Here is a 15,680-nt window from a genome sequence, read left to right as displayed (position 1 = left end):
AATAAAATGGTGCATTAGTTATGAATTGGAGGGTGAAAAAATGAGTCAGCCTGAAACTACATTATGGGAGCTCGAGCCGCATACTGAAGCCAAACATATCATTCTAAGGAACTACTTGAGGGCTTGGTTTCCGATCATGGGGCAATATAATAGCAGAATTTTATTTCTTGATGGTTATTCGGGACCGGGGCAATACGATAATGGTGAAGATGGATCGCCAATAATAGCGATTAAAGAAGCAATGCAATATTTAGATTCTTGTGACAAACGAATTTCTAACAAGCCTGAGATTGCTGAGATTGTAATGATTTTTATAGAAGAAAATACAGAGCGGGCTATTCATCTTCAAGAAAGAATTGATTCTATGGAGATACATAAAAAAATTAATGTTCAAGTAGTAAATTCTAATTTTGAAGATACTGCGAATGATATTCTACAGGAGCTTGAAAAAAGTAAAGCCCAATTAGCACCAGCATTTTTGTTTGTTGACCCATTTGGTTACAATTTGTCATTTGAACTGATTCAAAAATTGATGGATAACCCGAAATGTGAAGTATTCATCAATTTCATGTATGAATTTATAAATAGATTTATAAGACGTATTGGTCAAGAAGCAGTTATGACTAAACTATTCGGAAATGAAGACTGGAAACAGTTGGATCTAGACTGTCAACCGGAGGAAAGAAGAGAACTTATCCATGGTCTGTATCAGCAGCAATTAATCGATAATACTGCTAAATATGTTAGGTCATTCGAGATGAAGGGGAAGAGAAATTCAACTAAGTACTTCTTGTTTTATGGAACTAATCATAAAAAAGGCTTGTTAAAAATGAAGGATGCAATGTGGTCTGTTGACACAGGAGGAACCTACACATTTTCTGATGCTACCAATCCGTTACAAGGGGTTCTTTTTGGGAATGAGCCTAATTATGAGTATCTAAAAGATTTACTGTTGTTAGAATTTAAAGGAAAAACTGCCACCATTGAAGAAATTGAGGATTATGTACTTTGTTCTACTCCTTTCAGAACAACTCACATAAAATTGCCGATCCTTAAACCTATGGAGCAAAATCAGGAATTACGCATTCTAACAGATAGAAAAAGGAGATGGACCTACCCGGCAGGGACAATTATAGAAATCTTCTGATGGGAACGTATGTTCTGTGATATACTTGTGTAACAAGGGAGTGATATTATGGCAAGTAGTTCACATATAGAATGGACAGAAGCAACTTGGAACCCTGTGACAGGATGTACTAAGGTATCTGAAGGATGTAGGAACTGTTACGCTCTTGCAATGGCTAGAAGGCTGGAAGCCATGGGTAATCCTCGATATTTAAACGGATTCAATGTAACATTACATCATGATTTAATTGAAGTTCCATTAAAGTGGAAAAAACCACGTAAAATTTTTGTGAATTCCATGTCTGATATGTTTCATAAGGATGTTCCGGATGAATTCATTAAGTCAGTTTTTAAAACCATGAATGAAGCTTCGTGGCATACTTTCCAAATATTAACTAAGCGTTCTTCACGTTTATCGGAATTGGCACCCCAATTAAATTGGACAGATAATATTTGGCAAGGGGTAAGTGTCGAGAATGATAAGGTACTAGATAGGATTGATCATTTAAGACAGACACCTGCTGCGGTTAAATTTTTGTCTTGTGAACCTCTTCTTGGTCCTATTGATAATCTGAACCTTCAAGGGATTGATTGGGTAATTGTTGGAGGAGAGTCAGGACCTAAAGCCAGACCGATGGAAGAAGCATGGGCGCTAAGTATTAGAGACCAATGTGTCGAACAAGAAACTGCATTTTTCTTTAAACAATGGGGCGGGGTTCAAAAGCATCGTCATGGTCGCATTCTAGATGGTCAAACTTATGATGAGTATCCAGATGTGAAGCAACCTGTGAGTAATTGAATATTGTAACAAATCCGAAAGTATCGGTGCAAAAGAACCCTGTTAACCTTAATTGGTCAGCAGGGTTCTTTTGTTTATCTACTCAGTTTGTACAGGCAATACTGATTTAATGACACATCTTCCGCAGCGGCCCTCTCCACCAATTGCCGGTGCAGACTCCGGGGTACCCTAAGATTAAACTTCCCGCTGTACTTATCTTCTCCGATCGGTTCAGGAATGTCGTCACCATACTCCAGCTTTACAGCCAGATATTCCTCCATAGCTTCCCGAACACTTTCGTATGCTTCAGCAAAGGTATCTCCGTTGCTTTGGCACCCATCTAATTCCGCAACAGTTGCGAAGAAATAGTCACCGCTCTCGTCCTTAACGGGTCTGATTTGTATCGTATACGGGAGGGCCATGTAGTACGCTAAATCCTTCTTTTGGCTGTGATTTGCCATTATTATTCGGCTAGGATATCATGAGAATTAAGGAAAGGGGAGGTGCTACTCCCCAATCCGGTCCAGTACGTCTTTGACGTATACCGCCTTTAGTGGTTGTTCCTTTTTGATCGTTATCAAGTCTCCTGCTTGGTTTCGGAAATGGAAGTGCGAGCCGTTGCTTCTCACTAATCCATAACCGTGATGCCGGAGTACCTTGGCAACTTCATCATATTGGATTCCACTGGGGCGGTCTTTCATTTTTTGGACCAATTTTTCTATCCTAGCCATGTCTCACCTCCTGTATATATAGTACCATATACAGTACTAATTAATCAAGTGGATATTTGATTGCTTTAGTGTGTAATTATTTTTAGGCATAAAAAAAAGAGCCTACAATGGCTCCTTATTTACTAATCATTTTTACAAACTCAGCAAGTGCAATAAATCCTCCACCGATACAAATTATCGCACCTATAAAAGTACCAAATATAGAACTGAACACCCCATTAGTTCTACCATAGTGCTGACCGCAAATTGGACAGAGTATTGCTGTTGTGGAAATAGTGCTTCCACATGATTGGCATCTTTCTAATTTTTTGTTAACTTTCCCTTTGATTAGCCTGTAAATACTGATAAAAAAAGCAATTAGACATACTATACCAAAAATGAACAAACATGCTGTGATGAGGCCAGCTATAGCTAATAGTGAGTAAGATGCCATATTATCAAACATTTAATTCCTCCAACTATGTAATCCAACTTGAATTAGTTTACCAGACGATTTTAATAACTTCCATATATTTCTTCTATTTTAGGATCGATTTGAGGAACAAGATAGCTTCTTAATCCTGTGGATATTTTTGGTGTTGAATAAAGAACGTATGTTCGCATATAATATTGACTGAGGTGATTACATGCTAACGGACTATCAACGCAAGGTACTTCGGATTCTGTACAACTATAAAAGTGGACGTCGACGAATGCCCACAGTTCATGAGTTAACGGTCAAGACGGGTAAGGGTAAGCAGGACGTGATGGCTGCTCTGGACGCTCTCATAACATCTGAATACATACACTGGGAGGACAAGTCGGATACGGTTAACATCGTGATCCTGGAGGGCTGGGAGCGGGAAGGTGAACGTCCTAAGATTGATCATAGACCAGCACCGACTAACCCCAACAACACGGATTACTGGACCCAGTATTAAGGAGGCATCTATTATGGCAAGCAAATTGACAGGTAACGGGATCATTGAAGGATCTCGCATAATCCTTCCTGAACACCGGCAGGCTTACCTTAATGAGATGGATAAGCAGGAGAAACGGGGAAAGCCTGTCCTAGACGATCAGGAAATACAGCTTATAGAGCAAGCGATTTTTGGATCGTACCAGGAATGCAGGTCTATCGCGCTGACTGTATTTAATCCGTTTGATGACGAGGAGCTGCGGGGCGTTGTCACAGCTATTGATAAGCCAAGCAGGAGAATCAAGCTTGTCAGAGGCGAAGAGGATTACAGCTGGATTAGGATTGAAGAGATCATCGCAGCTTCTATATGAAGTTAAAATCCGTCAGGGAAAATACCTGGCGGATTTTTTATGACTAGAAACAGCCTAAAATCAGCCCGATTATCGACGCTGATCCGGCAGGTTTCGTATTATACTGTGCTTGTATTCGACAATATGTTCGGTCTATCCAGGAACGTGTGTTCTTGTTATAATATTAGGTAAATCAATACCTAATAGGCAATACGTGGTTTTGTGAAGTATAAAGATGTAAAGTTTTACCTTCGGGACGTTCGACACATTGCGACACAACACGTCATAGGAAAAAGGCATTATTTACATATCCAGAACAAATTGTTCTAAATCTTCCGGGGGGAGTGCGGTAACACCGCCTCATGCACGCTTTACTTTGTACTCATATAGATCTTCCCATTTACAACCCAATAACAGCACGGCAGTATACATATCTTCAGGCAGCATTACACGGGTATCGTTACAGAAATGGGATATCATCCGCTGAGACCGTCCAGATCGATTAGCATACTCGGTCTGAGTCCAGCCCTTAGCAGTAATGAGTTCAAGAAGCCTAAATCTCCCTCGGGAGATTTCCACTTATTGACCTCCAGTGCTAGTATTCCCACGATTATAACACTGGAAAGCTCTGGGGGTAAACTGAAACTAAGGGGCGCTCACCATGCGATCACACCAAATTGATGTTCATCAGACGCTTACTCAAGAAGCAGCTAAAACCCTTGCGCAGGTTTTAGTTTCTGCGCAAGGGATAAAAACTCCTGTTCTAGTAAAAGTGGTCTCTCCGTCTTTAGATCACACGGTTTTGCTTGAATAAATCAGGGGACGGGCTGGGGACGAATTGGGGGCAGACTGTAGGTCAACCCATAGAAACCAGTCCAAATGAGAACAACACACGAACAGCTTGAAGCCTTGATATGACTGTGTTTTCGTCTGTCGTTCCATTTCAGTCCAATTAAAACTCATGTCTTAAAATCCTGCGGTAGGTGACTACCGTACCGGTTCGATCCCGGTCCTCGGCATCCATTAATAAAAGGAAACTCCTTTATACATAAGGAGTTTCCTTTTTTTTTTATAGTTTTGATTGAATTGCCTGAGTCACAGGGATTGAGCGTCTTTTTTGCCGTTGGGGACGAGATTTAGGATCGAAGACATCGAGTTGTGCTGTTGTTTTGCGACTTAATTTCTTGGTGACGTGAGCATATGTGTCTGTGGTCACCTGGGATGTCGAGTGTCGTAGCCGATGTTGAATCTCTTTAATGGATGCACCCTGACCAAGCAAATAGGTCGCATTTGTATGCAGCAGACCATATTTTCCACTGATGGATAGGGAGGTTGAGTACCCGTCCTTGTATGGAATACAAAGTTTCCATTTGGAGTATGTTCAATTGAGGACAACGTAACCCTTAAATCTATTTCAGAGTAATATGGGGTAACGAAAAAACAGTAAGAAACCGCATGAAAGAGCATGGCGGTTTCTGGATTGCTGATGGCGAAATTGGTGGAAAATAAAATAACAGGCAGTTTCAAATGACTTTGGTTAAGTAAATCTATTTCTGAGCTAGTCAAACTTCGAGATCGTTGCTATTAAGCTCATTAACTTGCATTTACAGTTATGAGGTATTTTACGTAATCACCATTAGGATTAAAAGAATATACAACAGCGGTTCCAAGGGAATTATTAGATGAAACAACTCCCCCACTGCTTATTGAAATAAGGTGTCCACCAGACTGGATTTGAATATTTTGATTAGCGGAGAATAACTTTACAGATGAATTCCTGAGCATGTTGTAATTAACAGTTGCAATCAGTTCCCCTTGAGTTACAACAGAAGAATTAGTTGGTATTTCTTTAGCAAGTACCTGTGAAGATAGCGAAGGAATGGTAAAAATTGAGAGTGTAAGTGTTAATAAAATCAAGACACTTCTTACATTTTTCATAAACATACCTCCTAAAATTAGTATGAGGTTATTATATCACAGTAAAAGTTTGGAAAACAAATATTATTTTTACTTATAAAACAATAATTATAAGTATTCTAGATCCCTTAAATTTAAGCAATAGTTTTATAAGAATGAAGCATCATTCGGGGGGCTGGGGACGAATTTGAGACAGATTGTAGGTCAACCCATAAAAAACAGTCCTAATCAAAACAATACACAAACATCTTAAATCCTTGAAATCGTTCCATTTCAGATCAATCAAAAATTATGTCTTAAAATCCTGCGGTAGGTGACTACCGCTGTACCATTCAGTTCATAAACATTAAAAAACGATAATACATATCAGATGATGCCTGTCGGGCTGCCCATTATGAATTACCAGGATCGATGGTGTATACTATCCGTAGGCATAAATTACCTTTATCTTTGAACTTGAAGAACTCAAGGTTGCATATCAAACTAAACAATTTAATGGACGGAGGACTCGACCCATGTTGAAACAGCTTAAGCCCTATAAGGTGCTGCAGGAACGCAGAATTGAAGAGTTGAAGTCAGATGCGTATCTCCTGGAACATCAGAAATCCGGAGCCAAAATTGTACTCTTATCCAATCAAGATGATAATAAAGTGTTCAGTATCGGTTTCCGTACTCCTCCGGAAGACAATACAGGTGTAGCTCACATTCTGGAACATTCCGTTCTTTGCGGCTCCAAGAAATTTCCGGCCAAGGATTCCTTTGTTGAATTGCTGAAGGGTTCACTCAATACATTTCTGAATGCGATGACCTATCCAGACAAAACGATCTATCCGATTGCAAGTCGGAATGATCATGACTTCCATAACCTGATGGACATTTATCTGGATGCGGTACTCCACACGAATATTTATGATAATGAAAAAATATTTCTGCAAGAGGGTTGGAATTACAATCTGACCTCAGCTGAAGACGAGTTAACCTATAACGGCGTTGTATATAACGAGATGAAGGGTGCTTTTTCTTCACCGGAACGGATTGTACGCAGAGAAGTCCTGAATTCACTTTTTCCGGATACTACATATTCCTGTGAATCAGGCGGATTTCCCGATGCAATTCCTGATCTGACCTATCAAGGCTTGCTGGATTTCCACTCCAGATACTATCATCCATCCAACAGCTTCATTTATTTATATGGGGATATGGATATGGAAGAGAAATTGCAGTGGTTAGATGAGAACTATCTGAATGAATATGATCGAATTGAGATTGATTCTGCAATAAAGCTCCAGCCTGCTTTTGCAGAAAGAGTGGACACCGTGAAGACATATTCTGCCGGAAGTACCGAATCCGAAGTGGATAACAGCTTTTTGACCTACAATGCGGTGATCGGAACAAGTCTGGACAAGGAATTGAATATCTCGTTTCAAATTTTGCTGTACGCACTGCTTAACGCTCCGGGAGCGGTTCTGAAGCAGGCCTTGCTGGATAAGGGCATTGCTAAGGATGTCTATGGCACATATGATGACAGCCTGTATCAGCCAGTGTTCACCGTTGGATTGAAGAAGAGCAATCTGGCAAGCAAAGAAGATTTTCTGGGGACTGTCAAAGAAGTGCTTGAGCGTGTTGTGAAGGAAGGATTTGATCCAAAAGCGCTGCTCGCAGGTATTAATTCCTATGAATTCAACCACCGCGAAGCCGATTATGGAAGAATGCCCAAAGGATTAATCTACGGTTTCTCCTCATTGCAAAGCTGGCTGTATGATGTCGATGCTCCATTTACTCATTTGGAAGCAAATGACGTATTCGCCGAGCTCAGAACGAAGATGACTGAGGGTTACTTCGAAAAGTTGATTGATACGTATTTACTGAAAAATACGCATACTTCCTTCGTTGCTGTCACGCCGGATAAAGGATTGAACGCGCGTAAAGAAGAAGCGTTGAAAGCACATCTGAAATCAGTTCAGGCGGGACTGAGTCAGGAAGAGATTCAGCAGCTCATTCAGAGAACCGAGGCTCTCGCCGAGTACCAGAATGCACCGTCAACCAAGGAGCAACAACAGGTGATTCCGACGTTATCGATAGAGGATATTGAACCGAAAGCATCGACGCTGTATCAGACGGTAAATCAGGTCGAAGGTACAACGGTACTGCACCATAATATCTATACCAACGGGATCGGTTATCTGAGACTGTTGTTCGATATTAAGGAAGTCCCACGGCGTTTGCTGCCGTATGTTGGATTGCTGAAAAGTGTGCTCGGTTACGTCGACACTCAGAATTTCTCATTTAATGAATTGTCGAATGAAATCCATATTCATTCCGGGGGCATTCATAGTGGCATCGGTACGTATGCAAACGCGCATGAGCACCGTGATTTCAAGGCTACGTATGAATTCAACGCCAAAGTGCTGTATGACAAACTTGGATTTGCTTTTGACATGATCAACGAAATTGTGTTTACGTCCAAATTTGATGATTCGAAGCGTTTATATGAGATTATTGCCCAGTTGAAAGGCAACCTGCAGCGCAAGCTGATCAGCGGAGGGCATTCAGCGGGGATTGGTCGATCTACCTCTAAACACTCGGCTGTTGCAGACTTCAGGGAAGCGGTTAGCGGTATTGCCTTTTACCAGTGGCTTGAGGAGCTTCAAGCGAACTTTGAGGCTAGAAAAGAAGAACTGTCGACCAGTCTTCAATCGTTGACCAGCTTTATTTTCAGACCGGAAAACTTGCTTGTAAGTTACACTGCGGATGATCAGGGGTATGAAGGTTTGGAGAAACAGGTATCCGATTTGAAAGCGAAGCTGTTCACCCAGGACGTTGCCAAGGAAAAAGAGGCATTTACACCTGTGCATCACAAAGAAGGATTCAGATCTCCATCTGAAGTCCAATATGTCGTTCAAACAGGTAATTTTATCGATAAAGGGTATTCGTACACCGGCTCGCTTCGTGTCTTGCAGGGGATTTTATCTCTGGATTACTTGTGGAACAATATCAGGGCCAAGGGTGGAGCATACGGGTGCATGTCAGGCTTCAGACGTAATGGAGACAGCTATGTAGCATCGTACCGCGACCCGAATCTCGAAAAAACGTACAAAGTTTATGAAGAGATGCCGCAATACCTGAAGGATTTCAAAGCAGACACACGGGAAATGACGAGATATATCATTGGCGCCATCCAGGACCTCGATACACCAAGAACACCTTATGGCGAAGGATCATTCTCTCTGGAATGTTACCTGTCTAATGTCACTGAAGCCGATCTCCAGAAAGAACGGGATGAAGTGTTAAACACAACAGAAAGTGACATTATAGGTTTTGCCGAAGTGGTATCTTCCATATTGGAACAGCAGCAACGTTGTGTTATCGGTAATGAAAACAAGATTGAGGAACAGAAGCAATTATTTGACGAAACCCTTGATTTGATCAAGAACTAATCGAATGATGCATCTAAATCAAAGTATGAATGAATAAACACATCTGATCCAAACAGGGCGCTTTTATGAGCTGTAATAGCTTATAACTGCCGCCCTTTTCTTGTTATACATGGATTAATTCTCAAACTTAATTCTCAAACAACAATCTAATCAATCAGCTTCTGTTGAGGTTTAGGTAACGGCGAGCATATTATAGATCTTTAACGTGCGTAGATCTTCCTTAGACATTTTCAGTTCGTTATATAACTCCTGATTCTCAGACAAGGGTGTTCGAGAGAATAACATTTTCAAAGCGATGGGCATAAAGGGACGGAAGGAAACGCCTGCCATCAACCCCCACTTTTTCTCGGATTCCTGAAAAGATGCCAGAATGTTAATATACAGATTCTCCAGCGGTGTAGCCTGATTTTTCAGAATCAGCGTGGTGAGTGTGTCGTAATGCTCGGTGTGACCCCAATACATATTTTCGCATTCCTGATAATTCTCAAAATTCTTGACGTTCATATACATCACGGTTCGATAACGATTCGCGTCCGACTGTGCCATCATGTCAATGACACAACGGATGAGGCTGTTGTTGCGTCCATCATAAAAATACGAATAAAACCGTGTGGAATTTTTGAAAAAGCTGGACGGTACCGTATTCATAAGGGGAGAGGCTTGCTTCGGTTCAATATACAGCAGCTGCTCCACCTGAATGTTCAATGAATCAGCAATTTGATGCAGCGTGACTATATCAAGGGTGATATCTCCGCTCTCGTATTTGGACAGAGTAGCTTTACTTTTGTGAATCTGATCCGCCAGCTGCTGAACCGTTAACCCTTTCCATTTGCGGAAATTACGGATTTTCTTGCCCACTTCTTTGTTGATGGTGTTCATATCGGATCTCCTTCTGCTAAGTTTCTTAAGAATATGAGAAAAGGTGAAACCCCTCGGTAAAATCAATCTTTACGAAAAATATAACACTTTTCTCATGAAAAAACCTATTCAGAAGAAACATTAAGATCAATTTGTTTCTTCTGAATAGATTGTATTGCGTTTGATGGAACTTCTGAGCCATGAAATAATGTGACTACCAGAACCTCATCCCAGGATGGAGAACAGAGAGAAAGAGGCGCAGAAGGCTATGAAGTATGATTTTGATGAGATTATCGATCGCACAGGAACCAACGCCATGAATACGGATGGTTTCCGTCAATATATTTTTAATGCAACAGAAGATATGCAATTTCCCTTTAAGGATGAAGAATTTATTCGCATGTGGATTGCAGATATGGAGTTTGCCACACCTCCCGAAATACGGGAAGCAGTTAAGGAGCGTTTGGACCGGAAAATTATGGGGTACTCCCAGGTATTCGATCCCGCATACTACGAAGCTGTCTCCAACTGGATGAACAGATACTATGACTGGTCTTTCCCCAAGGAGCATCTGGAGACATCACATGGGATCATTCCCGCTCTATATGAATTAGTTGAATATATTTGCAAACCAAATGAGAAGGTACTGATTGTGACACCCTCCTATGGTTATTTCAAATCGGCTGCGGAGCACAATCATCTTGAACTAGTTTGCTCAGATTTGATCAACGATCAGGGACATTATTCAATTGACTTTGCAGATTTTGAAGCCAAAGCCAGGGATGAACAAGTCACCTTATGTATTTTCTGCAATCCGCATAATCCGTCCGGACGGGTATGGACAACAGAAGAGTTACAACGTGTGGGCGAGATCTGTCTGAGCCATAACGTATGGGTAATCTCAGATGAAATTCACTGTGACTTGCTGCGCACAGGTAAGAGGCATACGCCTCTTGCCAAGCTGTTCCCGGATACGGATCGAATCATTACCTGTATGTCGCCAAGCAAAACGTTCAACATGGCGGGCCTAATGTTCTCCAACGTGATTATTGCAAATGAAGGACTTCGAACGATCTGGCAGAAACGGCATTATGGATTCAAAAATCCGCTGAGCATTGCAGCGACACAAGCCGCTTACGAACATGGCGACGAATGGCTAAAACAGTTGAAAACGTATCTCGACGACAATTTTTCCTTTGTGGATCAGTATGTGAAACGTTATCTGCCACAGGCAGTCTTTCATATTCCGGAGGCTACGTATCTGGCATGGATTGATATTACGGCATACGTCACCACAAATGTAAACCTGCCCTTGTTTTTCGCTGAACAAGCGGGGGTATTACTTGAAGATGGGCATATGTTTGTAGCTAATGGAGGCGGGTGTATCCGCTTGAACCTGGCATGTCCGCGTTCGGTTGTTGAAGAGGGTCTCAGAAGAATAAGCACTCTATTGGTCAATAAAGATGAAGGCGTACCCGTTCAAGTTTGGTAAGTTTTCTATAATCAAGGTACTGGTTTGCTTTAACGCTGTAGTACAAAATCAAAGCGTATCAGTTTGCAGTGTTAGCTATTCTATGGTCACTCCCAAGTAACGTTAGTTATACAGGTAACCTATCCCCCTGAGGTACACTTCTGGTCTGCGGTCCCCGGTTATGTTAAAATGGTGGATAGTCTATGAGTCGTAGGATACGGCTCACGCAGGTGGCAGTTCGTTATGTGGACTGCACGGATATGTATTCATCAGGGAAAGGAGCCTTTACATATGTTTGGAAATGATTGGGACTCTGTACTTCAGGAAGAGACTGAAGCCGAGTATTTTAACAACATTCGTTATGCACTCGCCGCCGAGTATAAAACACAGACCATCTTTCCACCCAAGGAAGATTTGTTCTCGGCTCTTAAACTGACCCCGTACCATAAGGTCAAGGCCGTTATTATCGGTCAGGACCCTTATCACGGAGCGGGTCAGGCTCAAGGATTAAGTTTCTCGGTCAGACCGGGGGTGCGCGTTCCTCCTTCTTTGAAAAATATATATAAGGAGCTTCACGCGGATCTGGGTCTGCCGATTCCGAATCACGGATCGCTGGTTCATTGGGCAGAGCAGGGCGTGCTGTTGCTTAATGCGGTTCTGACGGTACGGGAAGGACAGCCGAACTCCCATCAGGGACTAGGTTGGCAGACGTTTACTGACGCTGTCATCAGGGCATTGAATGAACGTTCAGAACCGATGGTATTTATGCTTTGGGGCAGTCATGCCCAGAAGAAAGGGGCATTCATTAACCGGGATAAACACCTGGTGTTGGAGTCTACGCATCCAAGTCCGCTTGCAGCACATCGTGGCTTCCTGGGCAGTCGTCCTTTTTCCAAAGCCAATGAATTTCTGACCTCCAAAGGTATTGAACCGATTGATTGGACGATACCGGAAAACTAGACAAACGGGGGGGCGATGGCATTGCGACATTGGGTAGGACGGAAAGTAGCCGTATATCGTGCAACCGGCATACGAGAGCCACTGAAAGGAACGCTGGTCGAGTGGGATGAAGAAGCGGATTGTGTACGAATCGGACCCAAGCGGATCAAGGTATCGTTCGACAATATCGCAATGATCCGGCCTCTGCCTGAAGAGAGCCTTCCCTTGAAAAAAGCGCGTTCCGAGGTGCATAAGGTTGGATATGTGATGAAAAAGGCCGTACAGTTTGAAAATGCCATCTATTTCAAATCACAGGTTATGATTTGGCGTCGGGCCAAAATTGTAGCATTATCCACAACAATTATACGCCATAATGATGATCAGGTTGAGCTTGCAGACGGCCGGATTCTTCGTAAGGACAAGCATATGTTTGTGGTGCGCTCACGACGTGGAATACGATAAGTCCACGGATATTTAATATTCATTTCATGCAAAGATCATATGGATTTAATGTTCGGCCTTTATAGTAAACAGTATAACAACCCCTTCTAAATGATGTGTACTAAGTATGGGAGCCCGGCCGGCTGCAAACGGTCGGGTTTTTTTTATTCACTTGTGTATGATGTGTGATGTAACATAGTATTTACATTCATGTTGTACACTAATGAAATAGATATCAAGAAGGAGTGAAACCCATTGAAACGTATATGTGTTTTTGCAGGCTCCAACCCGGGAAATCACCCCGATTACACACAGCAGGCTATCAACTTGGGTAAACAGATCGCCGATAGCGGGTACGCACTTGTCTATGGCGGTTCATGTATGGGATTAATGGGTGCCGTCGCGGATGCTGCTCTGGAGCAGGGTGGAGAAGTGATTGGTGTCATGCCGACTGGTTTGTTCCGGGGAGAGGTTGTACATGGAGGCCTTACGCAGCTGATTGAAGTAGGTACGATGCATGAACGCAAGGCAACGATGGCCGAGCTGTCCGACGGATTTGTGGCTCTTCCTGGTGGTATGGGGACATTTGAAGAATTATTCGAGGTTCTATGCTGGGCACAGATCGGCATTCATCGTAAACCTGTCGGTTTGTTAAATGTAAACGGATATTACGAGCCATTGATGAAAATGGTTGAGCACAGCGTGCATGAAGGTTTTTCCAATACCTCACATCTTAGTCTATGGAGTCTGGAATCCGATCCGGCTGAACTGTTGAACCGGATGTCATCCTATATTCCGGCACAGTTGACCCAGAAGTGGTCTCAGCTTCAGGATAAGTAACTACCCGCTCCAGCGGAAAACTTTTCGATGTGCCCAAGCAAGTTCCCTCTCCAAACATAGTCTATAGTGTACTTTCTTAAAAGAGGGGAGTGTCACTCATGAGCGAAATCAAAGGCACAGGATACGGTTACGGATACGGCGGGTTTGCCGGTGGAGCATGGACATCAACAGGCGCAATTCTGGTGTTGTTTATCCTGCTCGTTATCATCTCTCGTACATTCATTCTGTAATTCGGTTAGCCATTCCGGGACGGTGACATGGTCGCCGGGGCAACGCCCGATGAAGAAATGGCCTTTCCAAAGAGACGCCGGTATGGCTGGCGTCTCAGGGGAACGGTTTTTTTCTGTCTGCAAAAAAAGAACTCCGTCTCCATGGAAAAGAGAGACAGAGCGGGGCAAGAGGAGTTAGACCGTTACCTCAGCACCACCACCAGGCAAACTGAGTGTTCTCCAGGCAATGTATAGTCCAATTGCGGCTGCAATAAGAGCAAGGATGGCAGCGATAAAAGCCAACTTATCCAGTTGATGTTGTTCTTCAAGAGCAGATGATTGATTACTTGTTTTGTCTGGAACAGAGAGCCCCCGAACAGATGCCTTTTTCATGTGTTGGCGTGGTCCAGGGCGCGTTCTTGTTTTGTTGTTGGGTTTGCCAGAACTGCTTTTGGCAGAAACTCTGAGCAAGGGAGCTTTTTTGGAGGGAGATTTGGGAGATACAGATCTGTTCTTCGTTAGGGGTTTCAATGGGCGACCTCCTTACAGCGGAGTGCAGTTGTCTATGACTGATATTATATTATGTCTGCTTTACAGATTGAGTTCACAAAATGAGTGAATCCCCAGCCCTCCAAGACGTTGCCCTATTCACGGACGGGGCATGCAATTAAACGCTCTGTTAATACAGGTATGACAAACTGCGTTTATAGTGAGAATCATAGAGTTAATGTTGAACTCAGGAGGCGCTGGAATGAAAAAAATAGAAAATATCGCCCATAGGGGAGCATCTGCCGTATGTCCCGAGAATACAATGGTTGCGTTTGAACGAAGTTTTCAGCTTGGAGCGACAGGCATTGAAACGGATGTCCAGCTGTCCAGTGATGGTAGACTGGTACTGATACATGATGAGACGTTAAGCCGCACTGCCGGAGCAGAAGGCTGGGTCAAGGATAAATCGTTTGAAGAATTGCGTACTCTGGACGCAGGAGCTTGGTTCCATGCCGATTTTGCTGGAGAACGTATTCCATCTTTGGATGAATTATTTGATTTGGTTCGTGGGAAAGACATCCTACTTAACCTGGAATTGAAAAATGGTATTGTTAGCTATAAGGGAATGGAAGAAAAGTTGATCCAAGCGATTCGGGATTGGGGTATGGAACAACAGGTGATTCTATCTAGCTTCAATCATGCCTCGTTAGTGAGGTGCAAACGTCTTGCCCCGGAAATTCGCACAGCAATTTTATATATGGAAAAGCTGTACCGCCCATATGATTATGCGGCTAAACTGGAAGCTTCTGCTCTGCATCCCTACAAGGTTGCTGTAACACGAGAAGAAGTTGCTGCTGCTTTGGCTCAGGGAATTGCAACACACCCGTTCACGGTGAATGATCCTGCTGAAATGCAGGAATTGATCGACATGAGTGTTCAGGGAATTATTACGGATGTGCCGGATGTGCTGGCAGCATTGACTGCTGTACATAGTCGTTAAATCATATCTCAAACCAAGGTGCTGCATTGGAGTTCTTATACTCCATGCAGTTTTTTTTAGTACAAAAATTCATTTATGCAATAAACATGTCCCATTTGTCCATTGCCAGAGACAGCTAGTTGACATACAATGGTCTATGGGAATGAGAATCAATATCAGTTATGTATTAATAGAGAGGTGAATGTTATGTACATAGG

At 42.7% G+C, this 15,680-nt stretch carries 18 protein-coding genes; 12 read left to right on the top strand and 6 right to left on the bottom strand.

From position 1 onward, the window contains the following. Positions 1-40: 40 nt before the first annotated feature. On the top strand, positions 41-1,147 hold the full coding sequence (locus tag BMY78_RS17670) for a three-Cys-motif partner protein TcmP (protein WP_090901240.1): 1,107 nt from the start codon (positions 41-43) through the stop codon (positions 1,145-1,147). Positions 1,148-1,195: 48 nt separating this feature from the next. Beyond that, complete coding sequence (locus tag BMY78_RS17665) at positions 1,196-1,924, top strand: DUF5131 family protein (protein WP_090901237.1); 729 nt, start codon at positions 1,196-1,198, stop codon at positions 1,922-1,924. 74 nt (positions 1,925-1,998) lie between these two features. Here BMY78_RS17665 and BMY78_RS17660 read toward each other — a convergent pair whose 3' ends face one another. The 3 genes from BMY78_RS17660 to BMY78_RS17650 form a co-directional block, all read right to left on the bottom strand. Then, a complete protein-coding gene (locus BMY78_RS17660; RefSeq protein WP_090901234.1) occupies positions 1,999-2,325 on the bottom strand; it encodes a type II toxin-antitoxin system HicB family antitoxin in 327 nt (108 codons plus the stop codon). Positions 2,326-2,409: 84 nt separating this feature from the next. Further along, positions 2,410-2,634: a type II toxin-antitoxin system HicA family toxin gene (locus BMY78_RS17655; protein WP_024632369.1), complete on the bottom strand. Its 225-nt coding sequence runs from the start codon at positions 2,632-2,634 to the stop codon at positions 2,410-2,412. A gap of 115 nt (positions 2,635-2,749) precedes the next feature. Continuing rightward, positions 2,750-3,079: a hypothetical protein gene (locus tag BMY78_RS17650; protein WP_090901231.1), complete on the bottom strand. Its 330-nt coding sequence runs from the start codon at positions 3,077-3,079 to the stop codon at positions 2,750-2,752. Positions 3,080-3,260: 181 nt separating this feature from the next. Here BMY78_RS17650 and BMY78_RS17645 point away from each other — a divergent pair, with 181 nt between their 5' ends. From BMY78_RS17645 to BMY78_RS32875, 3 genes are all read left to right on the top strand, one after another. Next, positions 3,261-3,554 (top strand): hypothetical protein, encoded by a 294-nt coding sequence (locus BMY78_RS17645; protein WP_177185760.1) that lies wholly within the window; start codon positions 3,261-3,263, stop codon positions 3,552-3,554. 13 nt (positions 3,555-3,567) lie between these two features. Further along, entirely contained in the window at positions 3,568-3,903 is a 336-nt protein-coding gene (locus BMY78_RS17640; protein WP_090901228.1) for a YolD-like family protein, read from the top strand. A 640-nt stretch (positions 3,904-4,543) separates the two neighbouring features. After that, a complete protein-coding gene (locus tag BMY78_RS32875; protein WP_177185759.1) occupies positions 4,544-4,696 on the top strand; it encodes a hypothetical protein in 153 nt (50 codons plus the stop codon). A gap of 779 nt (positions 4,697-5,475) precedes the next feature. Here the strand turns inward: BMY78_RS32875 and BMY78_RS17630 are convergent. Further along, on the bottom strand, positions 5,476-5,820 hold the full coding sequence (locus BMY78_RS17630) for a hypothetical protein (protein ID WP_090901222.1): 345 nt from the start codon (positions 5,818-5,820) through the stop codon (positions 5,476-5,478). A 494-nt stretch (positions 5,821-6,314) separates the two neighbouring features. Between BMY78_RS17630 and BMY78_RS17625 the strand changes: the two genes are divergently transcribed. Further along, positions 6,315-9,236: an insulinase family protein gene (locus tag BMY78_RS17625; protein WP_090901219.1), complete on the top strand. Its 2,922-nt coding sequence runs from the start codon at positions 6,315-6,317 to the stop codon at positions 9,234-9,236. Positions 9,237-9,407: 171 nt separating this feature from the next. Here the strand turns inward: BMY78_RS17625 and BMY78_RS17620 are convergent, their stop codons facing one another. Next, entirely contained in the window at positions 9,408-10,115 is a 708-nt protein-coding gene (locus BMY78_RS17620) for a helix-turn-helix domain-containing protein (RefSeq protein WP_090901216.1), read from the bottom strand. A gap of 247 nt (positions 10,116-10,362) precedes the next feature. On the opposite strand from BMY78_RS17620, the gene BMY78_RS17615 reads away from it, so the two are divergent. The 5 genes from BMY78_RS17615 (at position 10,363) to BMY78_RS33090 (ending at position 14,015) form a co-directional block, all read left to right on the top strand. After that, positions 10,363-11,586, top strand: a complete 1,224-nt coding sequence (locus tag BMY78_RS17615) for a MalY/PatB family protein (RefSeq protein ID WP_090901213.1) — start codon at positions 10,363-10,365, stop codon at positions 11,584-11,586. A gap of 270 nt (positions 11,587-11,856) precedes the next feature. Further along, positions 11,857-12,525, top strand: coding sequence for a uracil-DNA glycosylase (gene ung / locus BMY78_RS17610; RefSeq protein ID WP_063565748.1), 669 nt, complete (start codon positions 11,857-11,859; stop codon positions 12,523-12,525). 15 nt (positions 12,526-12,540) lie between these two features. Continuing rightward, positions 12,541-12,966, top strand: coding sequence for a hypothetical protein (locus BMY78_RS17605; protein WP_143067041.1), 426 nt, complete (start codon positions 12,541-12,543; stop codon positions 12,964-12,966). Between the two features lie 234 nt (positions 12,967-13,200). Then, positions 13,201-13,785, top strand: coding sequence for an LOG family protein (locus BMY78_RS17600; RefSeq protein ID WP_090901207.1), 585 nt, complete (start codon positions 13,201-13,203; stop codon positions 13,783-13,785). 98 nt (positions 13,786-13,883) lie between these two features. Continuing rightward, positions 13,884-14,015 (top strand): YjcZ family sporulation protein, encoded by a 132-nt coding sequence (locus BMY78_RS33090; RefSeq protein ID WP_208642734.1) that lies wholly within the window; start codon positions 13,884-13,886, stop codon positions 14,013-14,015. A 174-nt stretch (positions 14,016-14,189) separates the two neighbouring features. Here BMY78_RS33090 and BMY78_RS17595 read toward each other — a convergent pair whose 3' ends face one another. Beyond that, on the bottom strand, positions 14,190-14,525 hold the full coding sequence (locus BMY78_RS17595) for a hypothetical protein (RefSeq protein ID WP_090901204.1): 336 nt from the start codon (positions 14,523-14,525) through the stop codon (positions 14,190-14,192). Between the two features lie 220 nt (positions 14,526-14,745). Here BMY78_RS17595 and BMY78_RS17590 point away from each other — a divergent pair, with 220 nt between their 5' ends. Further along, a complete protein-coding gene (locus BMY78_RS17590; protein WP_090901201.1) occupies positions 14,746-15,483 on the top strand; it encodes a glycerophosphodiester phosphodiesterase in 738 nt (245 codons plus the stop codon). The last annotated feature ends 197 nt before the right edge of the window (positions 15,484-15,680 follow it).

Source organism: Paenibacillus sp. OK076 (assembly GCF_900110055.1).
In the GTDB taxonomy this organism is placed as follows: domain Bacteria; phylum Bacillota; class Bacilli; order Paenibacillales; family Paenibacillaceae; genus Paenibacillus.
Note: the sequence above shows the minus strand (reverse complement) of the source record. Positions and strands in the feature narration are given on the sequence as shown.